10 protein-coding genes are annotated in these 17,146 nt (G+C 55.1%); 6 read left to right on the plus strand and 4 right to left on the minus strand.

Features of this window, described 5'->3' with window-relative positions; all coding sequences use genetic code 11:
* Window positions 1-8 precede the first annotated feature (8 nt).
* On the minus strand, window positions 9-1,589 hold the full coding sequence (locus E1757_RS14850; protein WP_133229680.1) for an MDR family MFS transporter: 1,581 nt from the start codon (window positions 1,587-1,589) through the stop codon (window positions 9-11).
* A 235-nt stretch (window positions 1,590-1,824) separates the two neighbouring features.
* On the opposite strand from E1757_RS14850, the gene E1757_RS14855 reads away from it, so the two are divergent.
* Window positions 1,825-4,074 carry an ATP-binding protein gene (locus tag E1757_RS14855; protein WP_133229369.1) on the plus strand — a complete coding sequence of 750 codons (2,250 nt, stop codon included), beginning with the start codon at window positions 1,825-1,827 and terminating at the stop codon, window positions 4,072-4,074.
* Window positions 4,075-4,102: 28 nt separating this feature from the next.
* On the opposite strand, the gene E1757_RS14860 is transcribed toward E1757_RS14855, so the two are convergent.
* The 3 genes from E1757_RS14860 to E1757_RS14870 all read right to left on the minus strand — a co-directional run bounded on the left by E1757_RS14860 (window position 4,103) and on the right by E1757_RS14870 (window position 10,974).
* Window positions 4,103-5,959 carry an EAL domain-containing protein gene (locus E1757_RS14860; protein WP_133229371.1) on the minus strand — a complete coding sequence of 619 codons (1,857 nt, stop codon included), beginning with the start codon at window positions 5,957-5,959 and terminating at the stop codon, window positions 4,103-4,105.
* Between the two features lie 324 nt (window positions 5,960-6,283).
* Entirely contained in the window at window positions 6,284-7,015 is a 732-nt protein-coding gene (locus E1757_RS14865) for a response regulator transcription factor (protein WP_133229373.1), read from the minus strand.
* Between the two features lie 131 nt (window positions 7,016-7,146).
* On the minus strand, window positions 7,147-10,974 hold the full coding sequence (locus E1757_RS14870) for a response regulator (RefSeq protein ID WP_133229375.1): 3,828 nt from the start codon (window positions 10,972-10,974) through the stop codon (window positions 7,147-7,149).
* A gap of 226 nt (window positions 10,975-11,200) precedes the next feature.
* Here E1757_RS14870 and E1757_RS14875 point away from each other — a divergent pair, with 226 nt between their 5' ends.
* From E1757_RS14875 to E1757_RS14895, 5 genes are all read left to right on the plus strand, one after another.
* Window positions 11,201-12,886 (plus strand): methyl-accepting chemotaxis protein, encoded by a 1,686-nt coding sequence (locus tag E1757_RS14875; RefSeq protein WP_133229377.1) that lies wholly within the window; start codon window positions 11,201-11,203, stop codon window positions 12,884-12,886.
* A 320-nt stretch (window positions 12,887-13,206) separates the two neighbouring features.
* A complete protein-coding gene (locus E1757_RS14880) occupies window positions 13,207-13,737 on the plus strand; it encodes a Pvc16 family protein (RefSeq protein ID WP_484217463.1) in 531 nt (176 codons plus the stop codon).
* Window positions 13,738-13,748: 11 nt separating this feature from the next.
* Window positions 13,749-14,543 (plus strand): hypothetical protein, encoded by a 795-nt coding sequence (locus tag E1757_RS14885; RefSeq protein WP_133229381.1) that lies wholly within the window; start codon window positions 13,749-13,751, stop codon window positions 14,541-14,543.
* Window positions 14,544-14,744: 201 nt separating this feature from the next.
* Entirely contained in the window at window positions 14,745-16,496 is a 1,752-nt protein-coding gene (locus E1757_RS14890) for a phage tail sheath family protein (protein ID WP_133229383.1), read from the plus strand.
* 64 nt (window positions 16,497-16,560) lie between these two features.
* Window positions 16,561-16,995 (plus strand): phage tail protein, encoded by a 435-nt coding sequence (locus E1757_RS14895; RefSeq protein WP_133229385.1) that lies wholly within the window; start codon window positions 16,561-16,563, stop codon window positions 16,993-16,995.
* The last annotated feature ends 151 nt before the right edge of the window (window positions 16,996-17,146 follow it).

The raw sequence follows: 17,146 nt of genomic DNA on the forward strand, positions 1-17,146 counted from the left end.
GCCGCGGATCACTCGGCCGGCTTCTCCTCTTTCTTGCGGTCGCTCAGTTGAATGCATCCCAGGAACGGGGTTAATACCGCCCCCAAAACGACGAACACCAGACCGATACGAAATACGCTGTGCAGCGAATCGACCAAAGAAAATTTCAGAATCGGGACGATCTGTCCCACGATTGCCCCGGGCAGCTGGGCCAATGATTCGGGATTCAATAGCATGGAATATAAACCTTGCGGATCGGTATGGATTTTGGCAATCATCTGTTCGGCGAAACCGCCGGCTTGGGCAGGCAGCTGCTGCAGAACCGGCACCAGCTTGTTGGTCAGCTCGAGATCGGAACGGTAGTTCATGACGGCGCCGAGCACGGTCATGCCGAAGGTGCCGCCGATTTGCCGGAAAAATTGGCTGGATGATGTCACGACGCCGAGCTCCGACTTGGGGAAGCTTTCCTGCAGCGCCAACGTCAGTATGGGCATGACTAACCCGATGCCGAATCCGATCACCATCATATAGATGGAGGCGGTCAATTTGGACGTATCGATGTTCAAATTGCCCAGCAATAAAAAGCCTGACGCCATAATGATCATGCCGACGGACATTTGCAGACGAACGCCGACTTTTTGCACGATTTGTCCGCCGAGGACGCTGGCGACAATCATCGTGACCATCATCGGCGTCATCACGGTGCCGGAGGCGGAGGCGCTGATCCCGACGATGCCCTGCATAAACAGGGGAACAAACATGATCGCGCCAAACATCCCGACGGACATGAGGAAGCCGATGCCGTTAATGATCGAGAATGTCCGGCTTTTGAACAGCCGCATCGGCAAAATCGGTTCGTCCGCTCTGGATTCAATATAGACAAAGGCTACGAGCGAGACGAGGGAGACGCCGATCATGCCAAGCACCTGCCACGAGCCCCAAGCGTACTGTTTGCCTCCGAAGGTAAGCGCGAGCAGCAAAGGTACGACCCCGATAATCATCGTGATCATCCCAATGTAGTCGAAGCGAATGGGACCGGTCGAACGTACGCTTTTTAAGCCGAGAGCGATGAAAATGACGGCCAGCAAACCTACGGGCAGATTGATGTAGAACACCCAGCGCCAATTCAGGGAGTCGACGATCCAACCGCCTACCTGAGGGCCGATGACGGAGGCGAGACCGTAGATCGCACCGAAGACGCCCTGCCATTTGGCGCGCTGCTTGCCGGTAAACAAGTCGCCAATAATAATCATCGCCATCGGCATCATAATGCCGCCGCCGATACCCTGCAGCGTACGGTACCATATGAGCTGGGTCATCGATTGCGACATGCCGCAAAGAGCGGAGGCGAGCATGAAAACGATAAGCCCTGTAACATAAATGGCTCTTCGCCCCAATAAATCGGCCAGCTTGCCGGCAATAGGGACGACAGTCGTGGAACTGAGCATATAAGCGGTCGTCAGCCAGGCCATAACGCTCAAGCCGCCCAGTTCGCCGACGATCCGAGGCATTGCCGTGCCGACGATGGTGCCGTCCAATGCGGCGAACAGCATGGCGATAATCAAGCCTGTAATCAAAAGGGAGCGGTTGGTTTCGGATCCTTTCGTCATAGGTTCCGATGGTTGCGAAGCTTCCGTATCCATAGGCAGTAACCTCCTGTTCTGCATCATTATGGTTTCCCGGTTCCACTGCCGCCATTCAGCCCGTAAAATAGCGCAAAGAGGCAGATGTTGGAAAACCGCCGCGGGAGCTGTCTTCTCTGCCGTAACAATGTTTGGTAAGATGGGATAAAAGGATTCCGACAGTGAGGCAAACATGACAAGATGAAATGCAGGTGGGGGGCAAATGATGTACGGCGGACGAGGGAATGGACAGATCCGGGCGGAGGACGAGCAGCGTTGGGATCAGGAAGGTTATGCCAGCAGCTGGGAGCATTATGCGGATGAGCTGCGCCTGTTCGATTGCAGGCTGGAGCGGCTGTATGAGAGCAGAAAGAGCCGGATGGAGGCTTGGCAGCATGACCCTTACCAGGGCATGTTCGTATCGGAGGACGAATTTATCGGACTTATCCACGAGACATCGGACGGCTGGACGGATGATCCGGAGGCGAGGGTCCGGCTTGGGCGGTTGGAGGCGGCGGTAGCCCGCAGGCTGGCGCTTAGCGAGCGGGCCGGCACGGAGCTGCCGTTATTGACGGCCGCCCGTGTGTTCGGCCTGCAAAGTCTGGAGCGCGAGCTGCTTGTCGCCGCCTTGGTGGTCGAGCTGGATCGCAAATACGAGCGGATATTCGGGTATTTGCTCGACGATTTGACCTGCAAGCAGCCGAATGTCGGCCTGCTGCTTCAGCTGCACTGCCGGGACGCGGCCGCATGGAGCCGCGCCCGGACGGCATTGTCGCCGTCGGGGCCGTTGGCGACCTATTTTTTCAGCGGCGACGAGGCGGATGCCGCCCGCTCGCTGCTGTCCAGGCCGGTCAGGCTGGACCGGCGGATGGCGCAGTTCCTGCTCGACGGGTACGCCGCCGAGCCGTCGGAAGCGGCAGCGCGCGTAACGCAGCGCTGCGGGATGGATGCGCGGCTGGAACCGCTGCGCATCGATCTGGAGCTGCAGCGGCAGCTCCGGACATTCGTCGGCGGCGTATATGCGCCGGAGCGGCAGGCCGCACGCAAGCGGCTCGCCCTCCAGCTCTGGGGGCCGCCGGGCGCCGGCAAAAAGCTGCAGGTGAAGCACTGCTGCCGCTCCTTCGGCAAGCCGGTGCTGTTCGCCGATGCCGCCGGCCTGCTGCTGGAGGAGCAGCCGTTCGCCGAGCTGCTCGCCGACGTGCTTCGCGAAGCGATTCTCCAGCAGGCCGTGCTTTGCTTCACGCATGTGGAGGCGCTGTTTCCGGAGGAGCCGGATGCGGCGGCGCGTCAGCGTCAACGCGTGTTTTTTCGCGGCTTGAACGGCTACGGAGGGCTGCTCTTTTTGCTCGCCGATAAGCAGCTGAAGCTCGCCGCCGAGATGAAGGACCGGTGGGTCGTCGATATCGAGCTGAAGGTGCCGGAAGGCGATGCGCGCGAAGCGCTGTGGTCGGCCCTCGGCTCCGAAGCCGGCCTCGACGGAACCGGGGCGGATTGGCGGCTGATCGCCGACAAGTTCCGGTTCACGCCGGGCCAGATCGGACAGGCCTTTTCCCAGGCGCAGGGCTTTGCGGAATGGAGCGGCGGAGGGCAGGCCGGCAGCGCCGGCGGCGTCGACGAGCAGGCGCTGTACAAAGCCTGCGCCATGCAGGTGCAGCACAGGCTGGAGAAGAAGGCGACGCGCATACAGCCGAAGTACGCCTGGGACGATATTATACTGCCCGCCGAGCAAAAAGAGCAGCTGCGGCAGGCCTGCAATCAGATGAAATACCGCGGCATCGTGTACGGGCAGTGGGGGTTCGAACGCAAGCTGGCTTACGGCAAAGGCTTGAGCATGCTGTTCGCCGGGCCTCCGGGGACGGGCAAGACGATGTCGGCGCAGGTTGTCGCCCGCGAGCTGCAGCTGGAGCTGTACAAGATTGATTTATCGCAAGTGATAAGCAAATATATCGGGGAAACGGAAAAAAACCTGCATGAAATTTTTCAAGAGGCCCGCCTCAGCAATGCGATTTTGTTCTTCGACGAGACCGACGCGCTGTTCGGCAAACGGTCCGAGGTTAAAGATTCTCACGATAAGTATGCCAACATCGAAACGGCCTATTTGCTGCAAAAGATGGAGGAATACGACGGCATTTCGGTGCTTGCGACCAATCTGCTCGGCAATATCGACGAAGCGTTCATTCGCCGCATCAATTATATTATCAAGTTTCCGTTTCCGGATGCCGATTACCGCGAAATGATATGGCGCTCCATGTTTCCGCAGGAGGCTCCGATCTCGGCGGATGTCGATTTCCGGCTCATCGCCGGAAAATTCGCAATCGCGGGGGGCAGTATTAAAAATATCGCCGTATCCGCCGCCTTTTTGGCCGCCGATGCAGGCACGCCTATCGGGATGCAGCATTTGCTGCAGGCGATCAAGCATGAGCTGATGAAAACGGGGCGGCTGCTGACCAAAGAAGAGCTGGCCGTGTTTTAATGGCGGAGCGGGGCAGGACCGCGATCAATCAACGGACCAGCGCGGCATCCGTCCGCTGCTTGGCGGCGAAGGCGGGAACCGCCTCCTCCGACAGCGGCTTGCTCAACAAATAGCCCTGCACGATATCGCATTTCCATGCAGCGAGCCGGTGCAGCTGATCATACGATTCGACGCCTTCGGCGACGACGTGAATGTCGAGATCTTGAAGCAGCCGGATAATCGATTGGGTAATGCGTCCTTCGTTATTTTTGCAAATATCGCGGATAAACGATTTGTCCAGCTTGACGAGATGAAGCGGCAGCCGGCTCAAATAATGGAGCGACGAGTAGCCTGTACCGAAATCATCCAGTGCAATGCGGATGCCGAGCCGGCTCAGCTCCTCCAGCCGGTCGTTGGCTGAATCGATCGATGCAATCAGCATGCTTTCCGTAATTTCCAGTTCGAGCAGCCGGGGAGGCAGGCCGGTTTCCGACAAAATCTGCGAGACCAGCTCGGGGAAATGAGTCTCGTTGAGCTGTAGGGCCGAAATGTTGACGCATATGACCGCATCGGGGAACGCAGCCTTAAACAAGGTGCCGTGCAGCTCACAGGCACGCCGCAGCACCCACAACCCGATGGGCACAATCATACCGTTCTCCTCTGCGATCGGGATGAATTCGCCGGGCGGGACGGCTCCCAACTCCGGATGCCGCCAGCGGAGAAGCGCTTCAAAGCCGCGCACCCGGCCTGTCTGCATCTGGAATTGGGGCTGGAAATGGAGCTCTAGCTCATTGTTGGCCAAAGCCTGCTGCAGTCCCTGTTCCAGCTTAAACCGGTACAGCTGCTGCTGAAGCAGCTTTTCATGGTAGATCATCGTATGGGAGTGACCTTGCTCTTTCATATGGCGAAGGGCCGCATCCGCATGCTGGATCAGCATCTCCGCCGTCTCCTGTCCGTTGTAGGCGGCAATGCCTAACAGAGCGTTGATGTGAACGGGGCGATTTCGGACGATAACGGGCTCGGACAGCTTTTGTTGAATATGGGACGCCTGCGAGAGCAGCCGCTCCGGGTCGGGAGAGGCCGTCAGACTGCATATCAGTTCATTCTCCCGGATTCGGGCGACGAAGCCGCGGGGCAGCAGGCTTGTCAATCGCTGGTATACGCTCTTCATCAGATCGTCAGCGAACGGATAAGCGAGTTGAACATTGCTGATATGAACGATGCAGACCGCATCCGTCGTTCCCGAGTGGTCCAGATAATGCTGCAGCCGTTCGACGGATGCTTTGGCATTCCATGGGTGGGCGGCCAAATCCCGGAAGTACGAACCGGTGTTGTGCCATTCAACGATGAAATGGCGGAAACCTGCAGTAGCGAGGGACGATATGATCATCATCGGCAGAAGGAAATGACTGGCGATGGATACCGTAACGGGGACTGGGAGCATGAGGCTCCAGGCGAAGCTCGCCACCGCAATGGAGGCGCCGAACAGCAGGTCGGTTCCGAGGGTCGTGGGGATGATTCCGCGCTTCTCCAATTCCTTGTAAACAACGCCCAGGATCGCACAGGTTGCAATCCCGCCCAAGCCGGGCTCCCATCCGGCCCCGCCCAGCAGAACCCGGTAGCCCCCTGCGAACACGACCGCAAGCAGGGCCGAGCGCCACCCTCCGTAAGTACCGGCCGCCGCCACCGAGACGTTTCTCAAGTCAAGGATGACGCCGTCTGCCACGACAAGCGGAATTTGCATCGATATAATACTCGAGATTCCGAACGTCACCCCCAAAATCATATCCTGCAGTTTTTTGGAAAGTTTCATGGCATGTGGACGCAAGTGGTTAATTAACACAATGAAAATGGCGATATCCGTAAAATTGCGTATAAAGCTGGTAACAATTTGCAGCCAAGACACGGTTTCAGCCCCCCGGATTTATATGAAGCGTTCCTCTTCGATGTCTTTTCTTTCTTCCATTATGGATCAAGAGTATGAGGAAAATTACCCGGTAACCATTTAAGCGATGTTAAATTTTCACATAAATACCAGACCCGGACAAGAACGGGACGGTTCCCCTCCGCTATCTTACAAGGATCAACGGCTTCGCCGTCCTTAGGGACGAGCGCGTTTATCAATGTTGTGCGAAGCAAAATATATAATCTTGTGCTTTCAACAAAAAAAGCCCGGCCGCTTCCCTGCTTATCGCGAGAGAAGTTAAGGCCGGGCTTAAGACGAAGCGTTTTACATAATCTCGAACTTGTAGCCGACACCCCATACCGTCTTAATATGCTTGGGCTGCTTCGGATTAAGCTCAATCTTTTTCCGCAGGTTGGTCACATGAACATCGATGGAGCGGTCATTAACGAACGAATCGATGCCGCGGATGGCATTGATGAGCTCGTCGCGGCTGAACACTTTGCCCGGATAGCTGTAAAACAGCTTCATGATCTCAAACTCGGAGAAAGTTATGTCCACCGGCTGGTTTTGCACAATCAGCGTGCGGCGGTCCATATCGAGCTCCAGCCACGGCTCCGGGAGATGGGCCGCAGCTTCCCTTGCAGGCTTGGCGGCTTCTGCCGCGTCCGCGGGCAAATTTTCCCGGGACAGCCGCGTCTGGGAACGCCGAAGCTGGGCGATAATCCGGGCTTTCAGCTCCTGCATGCTGAAGGGCTTGCTTAAGTAATCGTCCGCACCGGAAGACAGTGCCTGAATACGATCGGTCACCTTGTTTTTCATGGAAACGATCAGGATCGGCACGGGAGTCCGGTTGCGGAGCAGCGAGCACAACTCGGCACCGTCGACGTCGGGCAAGATCAGATCAAGCAGAATGACATCCGGTTTGAATGCGTCCAGCGCATGAAAGCTGTCATGTCCCGTCTCCACCCGATGCACGACGAAATCTTCCTCACTCAAATAAAGCTTCAGCATTTCTCCAATAATCGTATCGTCTTCGATAATTAATACTCGCGGCATTTCAGACACCCCAATGATTGATATATTAAATTATTAATGGTCTGAAAGCTAATACTTTGCTAATATTTTCATACTTGCTTGACTAATTTTATTATATCTTGCCGAATTCCGTACGTCTATAAGCGGGAGTGTTAGAATGTTTGGATTTTGTTAGCGACAATCGCCGTATCAATCGTTGCACATACTTCCACCAAGGCCGATTCCAGACTTTGCGATAACGGTTCGCAAGCCGACAAACGTTGTTCCTCGACCGCCAGCTCGAACGCATAGGCCGCCTCAAAGACGCTTTTCATGCCGAGGTTGCCCGCCGCACCTTGCAGCGAATGGGCAAGACGTCTTGCTTCGGCGAATTGCTGAGCCGTTACAAGCTGTCTGAGCTCCTTCGCCGTATGTTCGTGCTGCTTGCGAAACAGCAGGAGGAGCCTGAAGACGATCTCGACTTTGCCGTCCAACCGCTGCAGCGCATCCTGCATATCAATGCCCGCCCAGGCAAATGCATCTGCCTGAGGCTTCAATTTCGACGGAATGCCGGCTTCGGAGGCGGCCGCCGCCTCGCTGCGAGGCAGCCATTTCGACAAGACGGCGAGCAGCAGCTCGGGCTCCAGCGGCTTGCTTAACAGATCGTTCATCCCCGCCTGCCGGCACTGGTCGTCCCGGACTGACGTCGCATCGGCGGTCAGCGCAATGATCGGGAGCTGCTGAAGCCGCGGATTCCGGCGAATTGCCGCCGTCGTTTCCAGACCGTCCAGTTCCGGCATATGAATATCCATCAGAATAAGATCGAATGTTTCGTTGCGCAGCAGCTCCAGCGCCTCCAGGCCGTGACGGGCTCCGGTTACGGAAAGCCCCAGCTTTTCCAGCATAGCTGTCGCTACCGTCTGATTAATCATTTGATCCTCCACCAATAATACATGTCCTTCAAGACTTCGAACATTCGTTCCCCGGCCGGATGGTTTGTCAGCGGAAGCTGGTTCGTTCAAACTGTGTTCCTGCAGTGCCGCTATTGTCTGGTACATCTCCAATCGGCTGACCGGCTTGACGAGGATCGCATCCGGCCTGTGAGCCTTAGGCAGCCGCTGCAGCGCGTCGCGCCCGGCCAGCGTCGTATATGCGATGGTGAGCGCTCCGCGTCCGTATGCCGCCTGCTTCATCTGCAGCCATATATCTTCACCGTACATATCTTCGGCTTCCATATCCAGCAGCAGCGCATGTACCGGCCGCTCCACGCCGTCCAGACGGCGCAGGGCGTCCGTCCAGCTTGGGGACACGTCCGTCTGTACGGACAAGCTGTTGATCATCATGGATAAATTTGAACGCACGAGCGGCGAATCCTCGACAACGAGAATCCGGAAATCGCCATGGCTTCTGGTCAAAGGAAACGCGCGTTTGCGCGAAGGATCCGGGCTTTCAAACCGGACCGTAAACGAAAAAGTGCTGCCGAGGCCCGGCTCGCTCTCGATCGTTAATGTGCCGCCCATCATTTCAATCATGCTTTTGGAAATGTTCAAGCCGAGGCCCGTCCCCCCGAATTTCCGGCTGGTTGACTCGTCGGCCTGCATAAACGGCTGAAACAGCCGGTTTAATTGCTCCGGCGTCATGCCGATTCCCGTATCCGTCACTGCAAAACGGACAGCCGCCATGCCGTCCTTATGATCGACGATCCGAATCAGCAAAGTCACCGCGCCTTGATCCGTAAATTTGATCGCATTGCTGGTCAGGTTCAGCAAGATTTGCTCAAGCCGCAGCGGATCTCCGATCAAAACGGCGGGGATGCCGCCCTCCATCCGGATCGCCATATCGATCGGTTTGTGGCCGAGCAGGACGCTCAACGTGCTGCTCAGCTTGCGGACGGATTCATCCAACTGGAAGTTGGCCCGCTCCAGAGTCAGCTTCTTTGCTTCGATTTTGGAAAAATCCAAAACATCGTTAATGACTTGAAGCAGCGTTTGGGCCGAGCCTGTAATCTTGCTCTGATAATCGCGCTGAATGTCGGTCAGCTTCGTCTGCTGCATCAAATAAGAAAGACCGGTAATCCCGTTAAGCGGCGTTCTGATTTCGTGGCTCATGCGGGCGAGAAACATGCTTTTAGCCAAGCTGGCGTTGTCGGCGTCTTCTTTGGCCTGCATCAATTCCGTCTGCGTCCGCTTCTGCTCCATAATGTCCCGGACAATGGTGGAAAAGAAAGGATCTCCGCCGTCCGAAGGCTTATGCGCGACAATGACCTGAGAGGTCACGATGCCCCCGCGGTCGGTCATAAATTCGGTTTCGCCCTCCCAGTGCCCGCATTGCTGGGCTATGGCAAGTCCTTCCGCCAGCTGAATAGCCGTATCGGCCCGCAAATATTTGCCGAGCCGGCGCGATTCGCTGTCCAGCGTATCGATGCCGAGCAGCCTTTTGCCCGCCGCATTGATGTAGAACATATTGCCCTTGAGGTCGAATGAAGCGATAAAATCTTGGGCTGCGTCCAAAATGTGCAGGAGCCGGTTGCTCGTCTCCGTCGCATGGAAAAACACGCTCATATCCCGGGCGAGCATGACGTAACCTTTGACCGAGCCGTCGGAGCGCGTCATCGGGCTGACATTCAAATTAATCGGCAGGCGCGTCCCGTTCGCGCGGATATAAATCCATTCCTGATCCATTTCCATATTTCGTAAAGGTTTCGCTACAAGCACGGAGCAATCCGGTTCGACCGGAATGCCGAGATCGACGGAGTAGGCGCTTGCCCGCTCGCTTAGCTGCACCGGATCATGCCACAGCAGCGGGGTTTCCGTGTGGATCACATCCCGTGCCCGGTAGCCGAGCATGGTTTCGGCCATCGGACTAAACTTGATGATCCGGTAGTCGCTATCGGTTATGATCATCGCCAGCTGGTTGGAATGGATAAAAGATTCGAAGGGCTCGAACAAATCGCGCAAATTTTGCGTCATATCGTTAACCGATACGGACAGCAAGCCGAGTTCATCACGGCTGTTCGTTTCTATGGCCGCCACGGACAGGTTGCCTCCGGCTACGGCTTTCGTTACAACCAGCAGCTTGTGAATGCGCCGAATGATCATCGTGTTGAAAACGAAATAAATCAAGCTTGCCAATACGAACTCCATCAGGGCGATCAATCCGACGGTGGAGTAGAGCAGCGAGTTAAGCGGCTTTTCCATACTTGCCTGCGGGATATAAAGCAAAAGATACCATTGCGTGTTAGGCACTTTGGCATAAAACAGCAGCAGTTGTTCCCCTTGAAAGCGCACCATTTGAAAACCGGAGCCATTCTCGATCATTTGCTGGTACACAGGCAGGAGATCGGGGAAATCTCTTAAATAATTGCGGTTCAAGATCGTTTCTATATTTTTGCTGTACAGGACGGTAGAGTCGGATTGTATCAGGATGACGCGGTCTTTTAAATCGGGATTGTCCGTTTTCAGCTGACTTTCAAATAAATTTCGGGCATCGTACACAATTTCCAGCAAGCATGATACGGTGCCGTCGTCATTCCAAACCGGCAAAATCAACGTTACGATATAACCCCCGTCTCTTTGTCCGAAGAAAGGATCGGAGATGCGGCCTTGCCCGGCAAGAGCGGCTTGGAAAGCCGGGTTATCCGATACGTTAAACATTTTTCCGTTCGTTAAGGTCAGGTTTCCGCTCAGATCGGCGATGCCCGCAGAGAGATAGGCGGTGCCGGCATATGCGGTTTCCTGACGCAAATAAGTCAGCTTTTCTTCAAGCGTGCCGGTCCGGATAATGGGGGTGCGGCTGATGACCTTGGCTTCCGCGTAGCGGACGGCAAACCAATCGCTCAGACGGCTGGACGTGTCCTGGACGGCCGAAAGGTTTTGCTGCTCGATGTACGAACGCATTTTGTCTTTTGCCATTGAATAGTTCACAGCCCCCACAACGCTTAAGCAGATTGTCGTAATGGCTACGAGCAGCAGCACCCATTTAATGCGCAAGGAGCTGGTCATATGGTACCTCCCGTAGTTCGGTATTTTGTTAGAAGGCACGGGCGCAATTGTTTATGAACTGTTAGAGAATCTTAACAAAACTAAATATATATATCGGAAAAGATTTAACGAATGCTTACTATAATTTAAAGAGCACGGTGAATTCATGCCCGCTGGAACCGAACTTTTATAAAGAACGCAGCTTCAATAAGTATAGCATGCGCATCGGCGCGAGGGGGAAACGGTTATGAAGTGGACGGTCGGCAAAAAGCTGTTTATGTCTTACATGGCGATTTTGGTTATTATGGCGCTGGTCGGAATATTGAATTTAAAGAGCATGAACCAGATGCAAAAAAATACGTCGGAAATTTCCCACGTCTGGTTGACGGGCACTGAAATCGCAAGCCAGGTCGATTTTTCGCTGGAGCATATCCTCGCTCTTACTTATCAAATGGGCATGGAGCCGGATGCGGCGAAAAAAGCGGCATTTTCCAAGCAAATGGAAGAAACGTTCGATACGATAGACGCGAAGCTGGCGGAATACAAGGAATCGTTGGCCGATGCGGAGGACGAACGCAATGCGGCCAAGCTGACCGAAAGCTGGAAAGCGTTCAGAGAAGCCAACGCATTGTCCAAAGGTCAGCAAGGAAACGCGAAAACCTCGGAACAAGTATCCAAGACGTTCCAGGAGGTCAGGAATGATGTCGCTGTGATCGTCAAATTCAATCATGAAGGCGCATCGGCAGCGGAAAAGAACGGTGAATCCCTCTATCGGAGCAGCTTGATCCAGTTTATCGGTCTGCTGATCGTATCGATCCTGTTCGTGGTCTTCACCGCTTATGCGGTTATACGAGTGGTTTCCAGGCCGATTCTGAAGGTTGCCGATGCGCTGGAAATGATCTCGCACGGCAATTTGACGGTTAAAGCCATACATACGGCATCCAAAGATGAAATCGGAAAGCTGGTCGCATCGGTAAACCGGGTAGCCGGCTCGTTGAAGGAATCCGTCCTGCACATGCAGGAAGCTTCCAATCAGGTGGCGGCTTCCGCGCAGCAGCTGACGGTAAGCTCGGAGCAAAATGCGCAGGCGGCGGAAAACGTGGCGCAATCAGTCATGGAAGTTGCCAACGGATCGGAAAATCAGGCGGTGAGCGCGCTGGAATGCGGCAGAGCTATGGATGAGATGACGATCGGGATTCAGCGGATCGCCGAAACGACGTCGGAAGTAGCGGAGCTGTCCGATGAAGCGGCCAAGCGCGCGGAGGAAGGCAGCAAAGTGATGAGGAACGCTTCCTCCAAAATTCAATCCGTCAGCTCGACCGTGGAAAAAGCAAGCGGCATTATTAGAAAGCTTGAAGAACATTCGCAAAATATCGGGCGCATCTCCCAGCTTATCGGAGAGATCGCAAATCAGACCAGTCTGTTATCGCTTAACGCCGCGATCGAAGCGGCGCGCGCCGGAGAACACGGAAGCGGCTTTGCGGTAGTCGCCGGCGAAATCCGCAAGCTGTCTACGCAAACGGCGAATTCGATTCAGGAAATTAATGAAGTCATCGGCGGGATCCAGGAAAACACGCAGCAGGCAGTGGCCACAATGGACGAAGGGTTGTCCGAAGTCGGCGGCGGGTTGAAGGCTGTGGCGCATGCGGAGGAAGCTTTCGGCCTGATCGTCAGGTCGACCGAGGAGGTCATGCGCAAAATTCAGGAGGCTGCGGCCTGCGCGCAGCAAATGTCGGCCAGCTCGGAGGAGGTCGCCGCAACGGTGACGAGCATGGGCGACATTGCCCGGCAAAGCGCCGGTCTGGCACAGACGGTTGCCGCAACGTCGGAAGAGCAGCTGGCCTCCACGCAGGAGATTACGGCTTCCGCCGGCATGCTGTCCAATATCTCGCTCGATTTGCAAAACCTCACGATTAAATTCCGTGTTACCTAACCGCATTTCATTCGCAGTTTCGCTGTTCAAAAGGCGGCCTATTCCCGGCAGGGAGGGGCCGCCTTTTCGATTAGGCGCACATAGAAGCGGGATTTTTGTGATCTTTTACACAAAACGCAATATTTTGTCCAAGATAGGAGGTAAGTCTTATATTAAAGTGTAGTCAACATGTGAAAATACAACTATAATAGAAAAAGATTCAAGAAATTACGACATAGTTAACACAAAGTCAACATGATTCGTCAATATAGCCGACAATAAGGCATTAGGAGGGATTACCTATTGGCGATTATACCGTTATTGCCGATGTCGGCGCTTCTCTGCTGAAGCTGCTGCGCGAGCAGATGACGCCGGATCCCATCCCGCAGCCGGAGTTGATCGGGCTCGCATCGCCTGCCGACAAGGGCGATCTCTACCTTTCCTTATATTTGTACAGCATTAAAGAAAGCGGAGACAACCGACAGACGCGCATGATAGCCCGGGGAACCGGCGAGATTCAATATCCGCCCGAGACCGTGGACCTTTATTATTTGCTGACCGCATATTCGGCGGCGGAGCTGCAATCGCGCGTCATGGACGAACACCGGATACTCGGCAGAGCGATCCAGGTGTTGTACGATAACTCGATATTGCGCGGATCGTCACTTGTCGGGACGTTGGCTGATCAAGGCGAGGAAGTGCGCATCGTCATGGATGCGCTGTCGGGGGAGGCGCTGACCCGCATGTGGAATTTTGGAGACGTTCCTTACCGGCTCTCCGTCGGTTATGTGGCAGGCCCCGTCAATATTGACTCCACGCGGATTAAAACGACGAAGCGGGTAACCGAACGCGATTTTCGGATTCAAGGATAGGAGGATTCGAGTTGGAGCATGTCAGAATAGCGAGGCTGAGGACGAAGGTTTCGCTGGTCGTTTGTTTGGTGGATGCCTTTACCTCGGATCATCCGCATGGCGCGAACATCTCCGTCGTTCTCGAAGGGTCGCTGTCCAAGCCGATCGTCACTTCCAAAGGAACTTATATCTTTACAAACCTGCAAGCAGGCGCTTACGGGCTGCGCGTGAACGCGCAGCATTATTTCGAAGAGCGCCGTCCTATAGAAGTGGGCCTTGAGAATACGCTGGTTCATGTTACGCTGTCGCCCCGTCCGTCTTATCCGTTTAAAGAGAAGGATACCTTATTGCGCGTCAGCGTCGGCAATGAAGAAGGCCAGCCGTATGCCAAGGCTCTTCTGCATGCTTCTGTACAGACGGAGGATGAGGCTAAGGCAAGGCTGGCGCAGGACCGGGCGGAGCCGGGGGCGGACGAGCTGGTCGTCGGCTCGGTTACCGGAGTCATCAGCCCGGGAGACCGTTATTTGATTCGCGGCCGGGGCGCCGAAGCCGGGGAAGAGCTTTGCAGGATCGCTGAAGTACTGGAACACCGGCGGAGGCTGAAGCTGGACCGTCCGCTTGCCGGAAGCTACACGCGGGGGGCGCTGCTGCTCCCGGCGATGCAGACGCAGTCGGACGAGCAGGGCGAGGCGGTAGTCGCTTTTTCCAACTGCAGGGCGAGAAGCTTTAACGTGAAGCTTGACATTGTGCACGGCGGCCGTTCGCTTTCGAAGGAGGTGAATGTCGCGGAGGGCGGTACGACAGCTGCGGGCAGATTGCAATTCTAGCTTCGATGATCCGACATAACGGGCACAGCTCCTATCGAGCTTGCCGACCGGGAAGGGCAGAGCAGTACATAACTTTGTTAGTAGATCGGATTCATCCATCTTCTATAAACCATAAGCAGAAAGGAGAGAACTGGTTTTGTCGTTAGCCTGAACCTGTCCCGCAAGCGCGGGAAGGAAGCGGACGGACGAAACCGGGGAACAATGGCTGAGTATTTATCACCGGGAGTCTATGTAGAAGAATTCGACAGCGGCGCGCAACCGCTGGAAGGTGCAAGTACGAGCACGGCAGGCTTCATCGGTCTTGCACAAAGAGGGGAGATCGAGGGCGTTCCCCTGCTGATTACAAGCGTAGCCGATTTCCATCGCAATTTCGGCAGCTATTTATCCGAAAATGCGTTCGGGGACTATCGCTTTCTGTCCTATGCGATAGAGCATTTCTTTCTGAACGGGGGCTCGCGCGCATATGTGATGCGTGTGGCGCCATCCGATGCCAAACCGGCCTCGAACCAAGGCAGCGCGAACAAGGAAGCGGCTCTTCTGCAGATTGCTTCCAAAAACCCGGGCACATGGGGCAACCAGGTGCGGGTCGTGCTTGTTCCGGCCAGCAAAGCCAAGACGCAAATTCTCGACATTGTCGGAACACCGGGCGAATCGGTGCAGTACCGCGTCAAAAACAATGCGGGCTTCAACGTCGGGGACGTCGTCGCCTTCGAAAACGGCGGCAGCAAGCAGTACAACCGTGTAGTCTCTTCGCTTGACAACATCATCGAACTGGAATCCGTGCTGGAAGGCGAAGCGGATGTCATCGACACCAATCTATTGCCTGCAAAAGTGCTCACCACCTGCGAATTCACCATGCACGTATTTTACGGGGATGAAGCGGAAACTTTCGAGAGATTATCGCTTAACGTTTCCGCAGCCAACCACGTGGACAAGATCGTAAACCGCTCCAATATTATCAGCGTCAAAGATTTGAGCCTGGAAACCGATCTGGGCGCCGTGCCTCCGTTCGAGGCGCTTTCCGGCGAGAAGGAAGAAGCCGGCAAATTCCAGATTTCCCTGTTTAACGGCAGCGACGGCTCCATCGCGAATTTATCCGCCTCCGACTTTATGGGGGTTGACCGCGGTCCCGGCAAAAGAACCGGCATCCAGTCGTTTATCGACAACGACGTGGTGAGCCTGATGGCTATCCCGGGCGTGACCGACCCGAATGTGCAGCTGTCGCTGGTGGCGCATTGCGAAAATCTCGGCAGCCGGTTCGCGATTCTCGATATTCCGCGCGAGAAAACGAAAGTGGCCGACGTGATGACGCACCGCAACATTTTTGACAGCAACTATGCGGCGATGTACAACCCTTGGCTGCAAGTGTTCGATCCGCTCGACAAACGCAATATTTATATTCCGCCGTCAGGCTCCATGGCAGGCATTTACTCCCGTTCCGACCAAACCCGCGGCGTGCAAAAGGCGCCAGCCAACGAAGTCGTCCGCGGCTGCGTAGGCTTGGACTGCCAGTACAACAAGGGCGAGCAGGATATTTTGAACCCGCAGGGCGTTAACCTGATCCGTCATTTTGCAGGCCAGGGCATTCGCGTATGGGGCGCGCGCACTTGCTCCTCTAACGGTTTGTGGAAATACGTCAACGTTAGACGGCTGTTCATTTTCATCGAGGAATCGATCAAGAACGGCACCAACTGGGTCGTGTTCGAGCCGAATGACGAGCAGCTGTGGGCCCGCGTACAACGTACCATCGAAGCATTCCTGACCCGCGTGTGGAGAGACGGCGCGCTGATGGGCAGCAGCCCTGGCGAAGCATTCTACGTGAATATCGGCCGCAGCACCATGACGCAGGACGATATCGATAACGGCCGGCTGATTTGTATTATCGGCGTTGCGCCTGTAAAACCGGCAGAATTCGTCATCTTCCGGATCACTCAGAAAACTAGAGAGGAATAGGTCCTCTCTAGTCGTCCGTGCCATAGACGGGTAACGATCAGAACGAAAGGGGAAGCGGTAAATTATGCCTGGCGAGCGTAAAGATCCATACAGAAATTTTCGATTTAGGGTTGAGGTAGAAGGAATACAACAAGCGGGCTTCAGCGAGGTGTCCGGATTCGACGCATCGTTGGCCGTGATTGAATACCGTGAAGGCAATGAAACGATTACGCCCCGCAAGCTGCCGGGGCTGGCGAAATACGGTAACATTACCTTGAAATGGGGCGTTACCGATTCATTGGATATGTACAACTGGATGCAGGAATCGATTCAAGGAAAAATAGCGCGCAAAACCGTCACGATCATCGCGATCGACGAAGAAGGCGCCGACGTGGCGACGTGGCAGGTTATCGAAGCGTGGCCATCCAAATACACGGCTCCGAATTTTAACGGAACAGGCTCGGAAGTGGCCATCGAATTCCTGGAGCTGGCGCATGAAGGCATGACCCGCACGAAGTAACAATTGCATCGGGGAACAAGAGAAGGAATGAAGCGGTCATCGCTCTTCTTATCTCTTGTTTTCCTGCTTATGCGATAGGATTGACAATGGCCGTCGGCTATCCTTTTCGGGCCAAGCTGATGTTGACTTTATACAGGCGAGATGGAAGGCC

Origin of the sequence: Paenibacillus piri (genome assembly GCF_004354045.1) — a bacterium.
GTDB lineage: Bacteria > Bacillota > Bacilli > Paenibacillales > NBRC-103111 > Paenibacillus_S > Paenibacillus_S piri.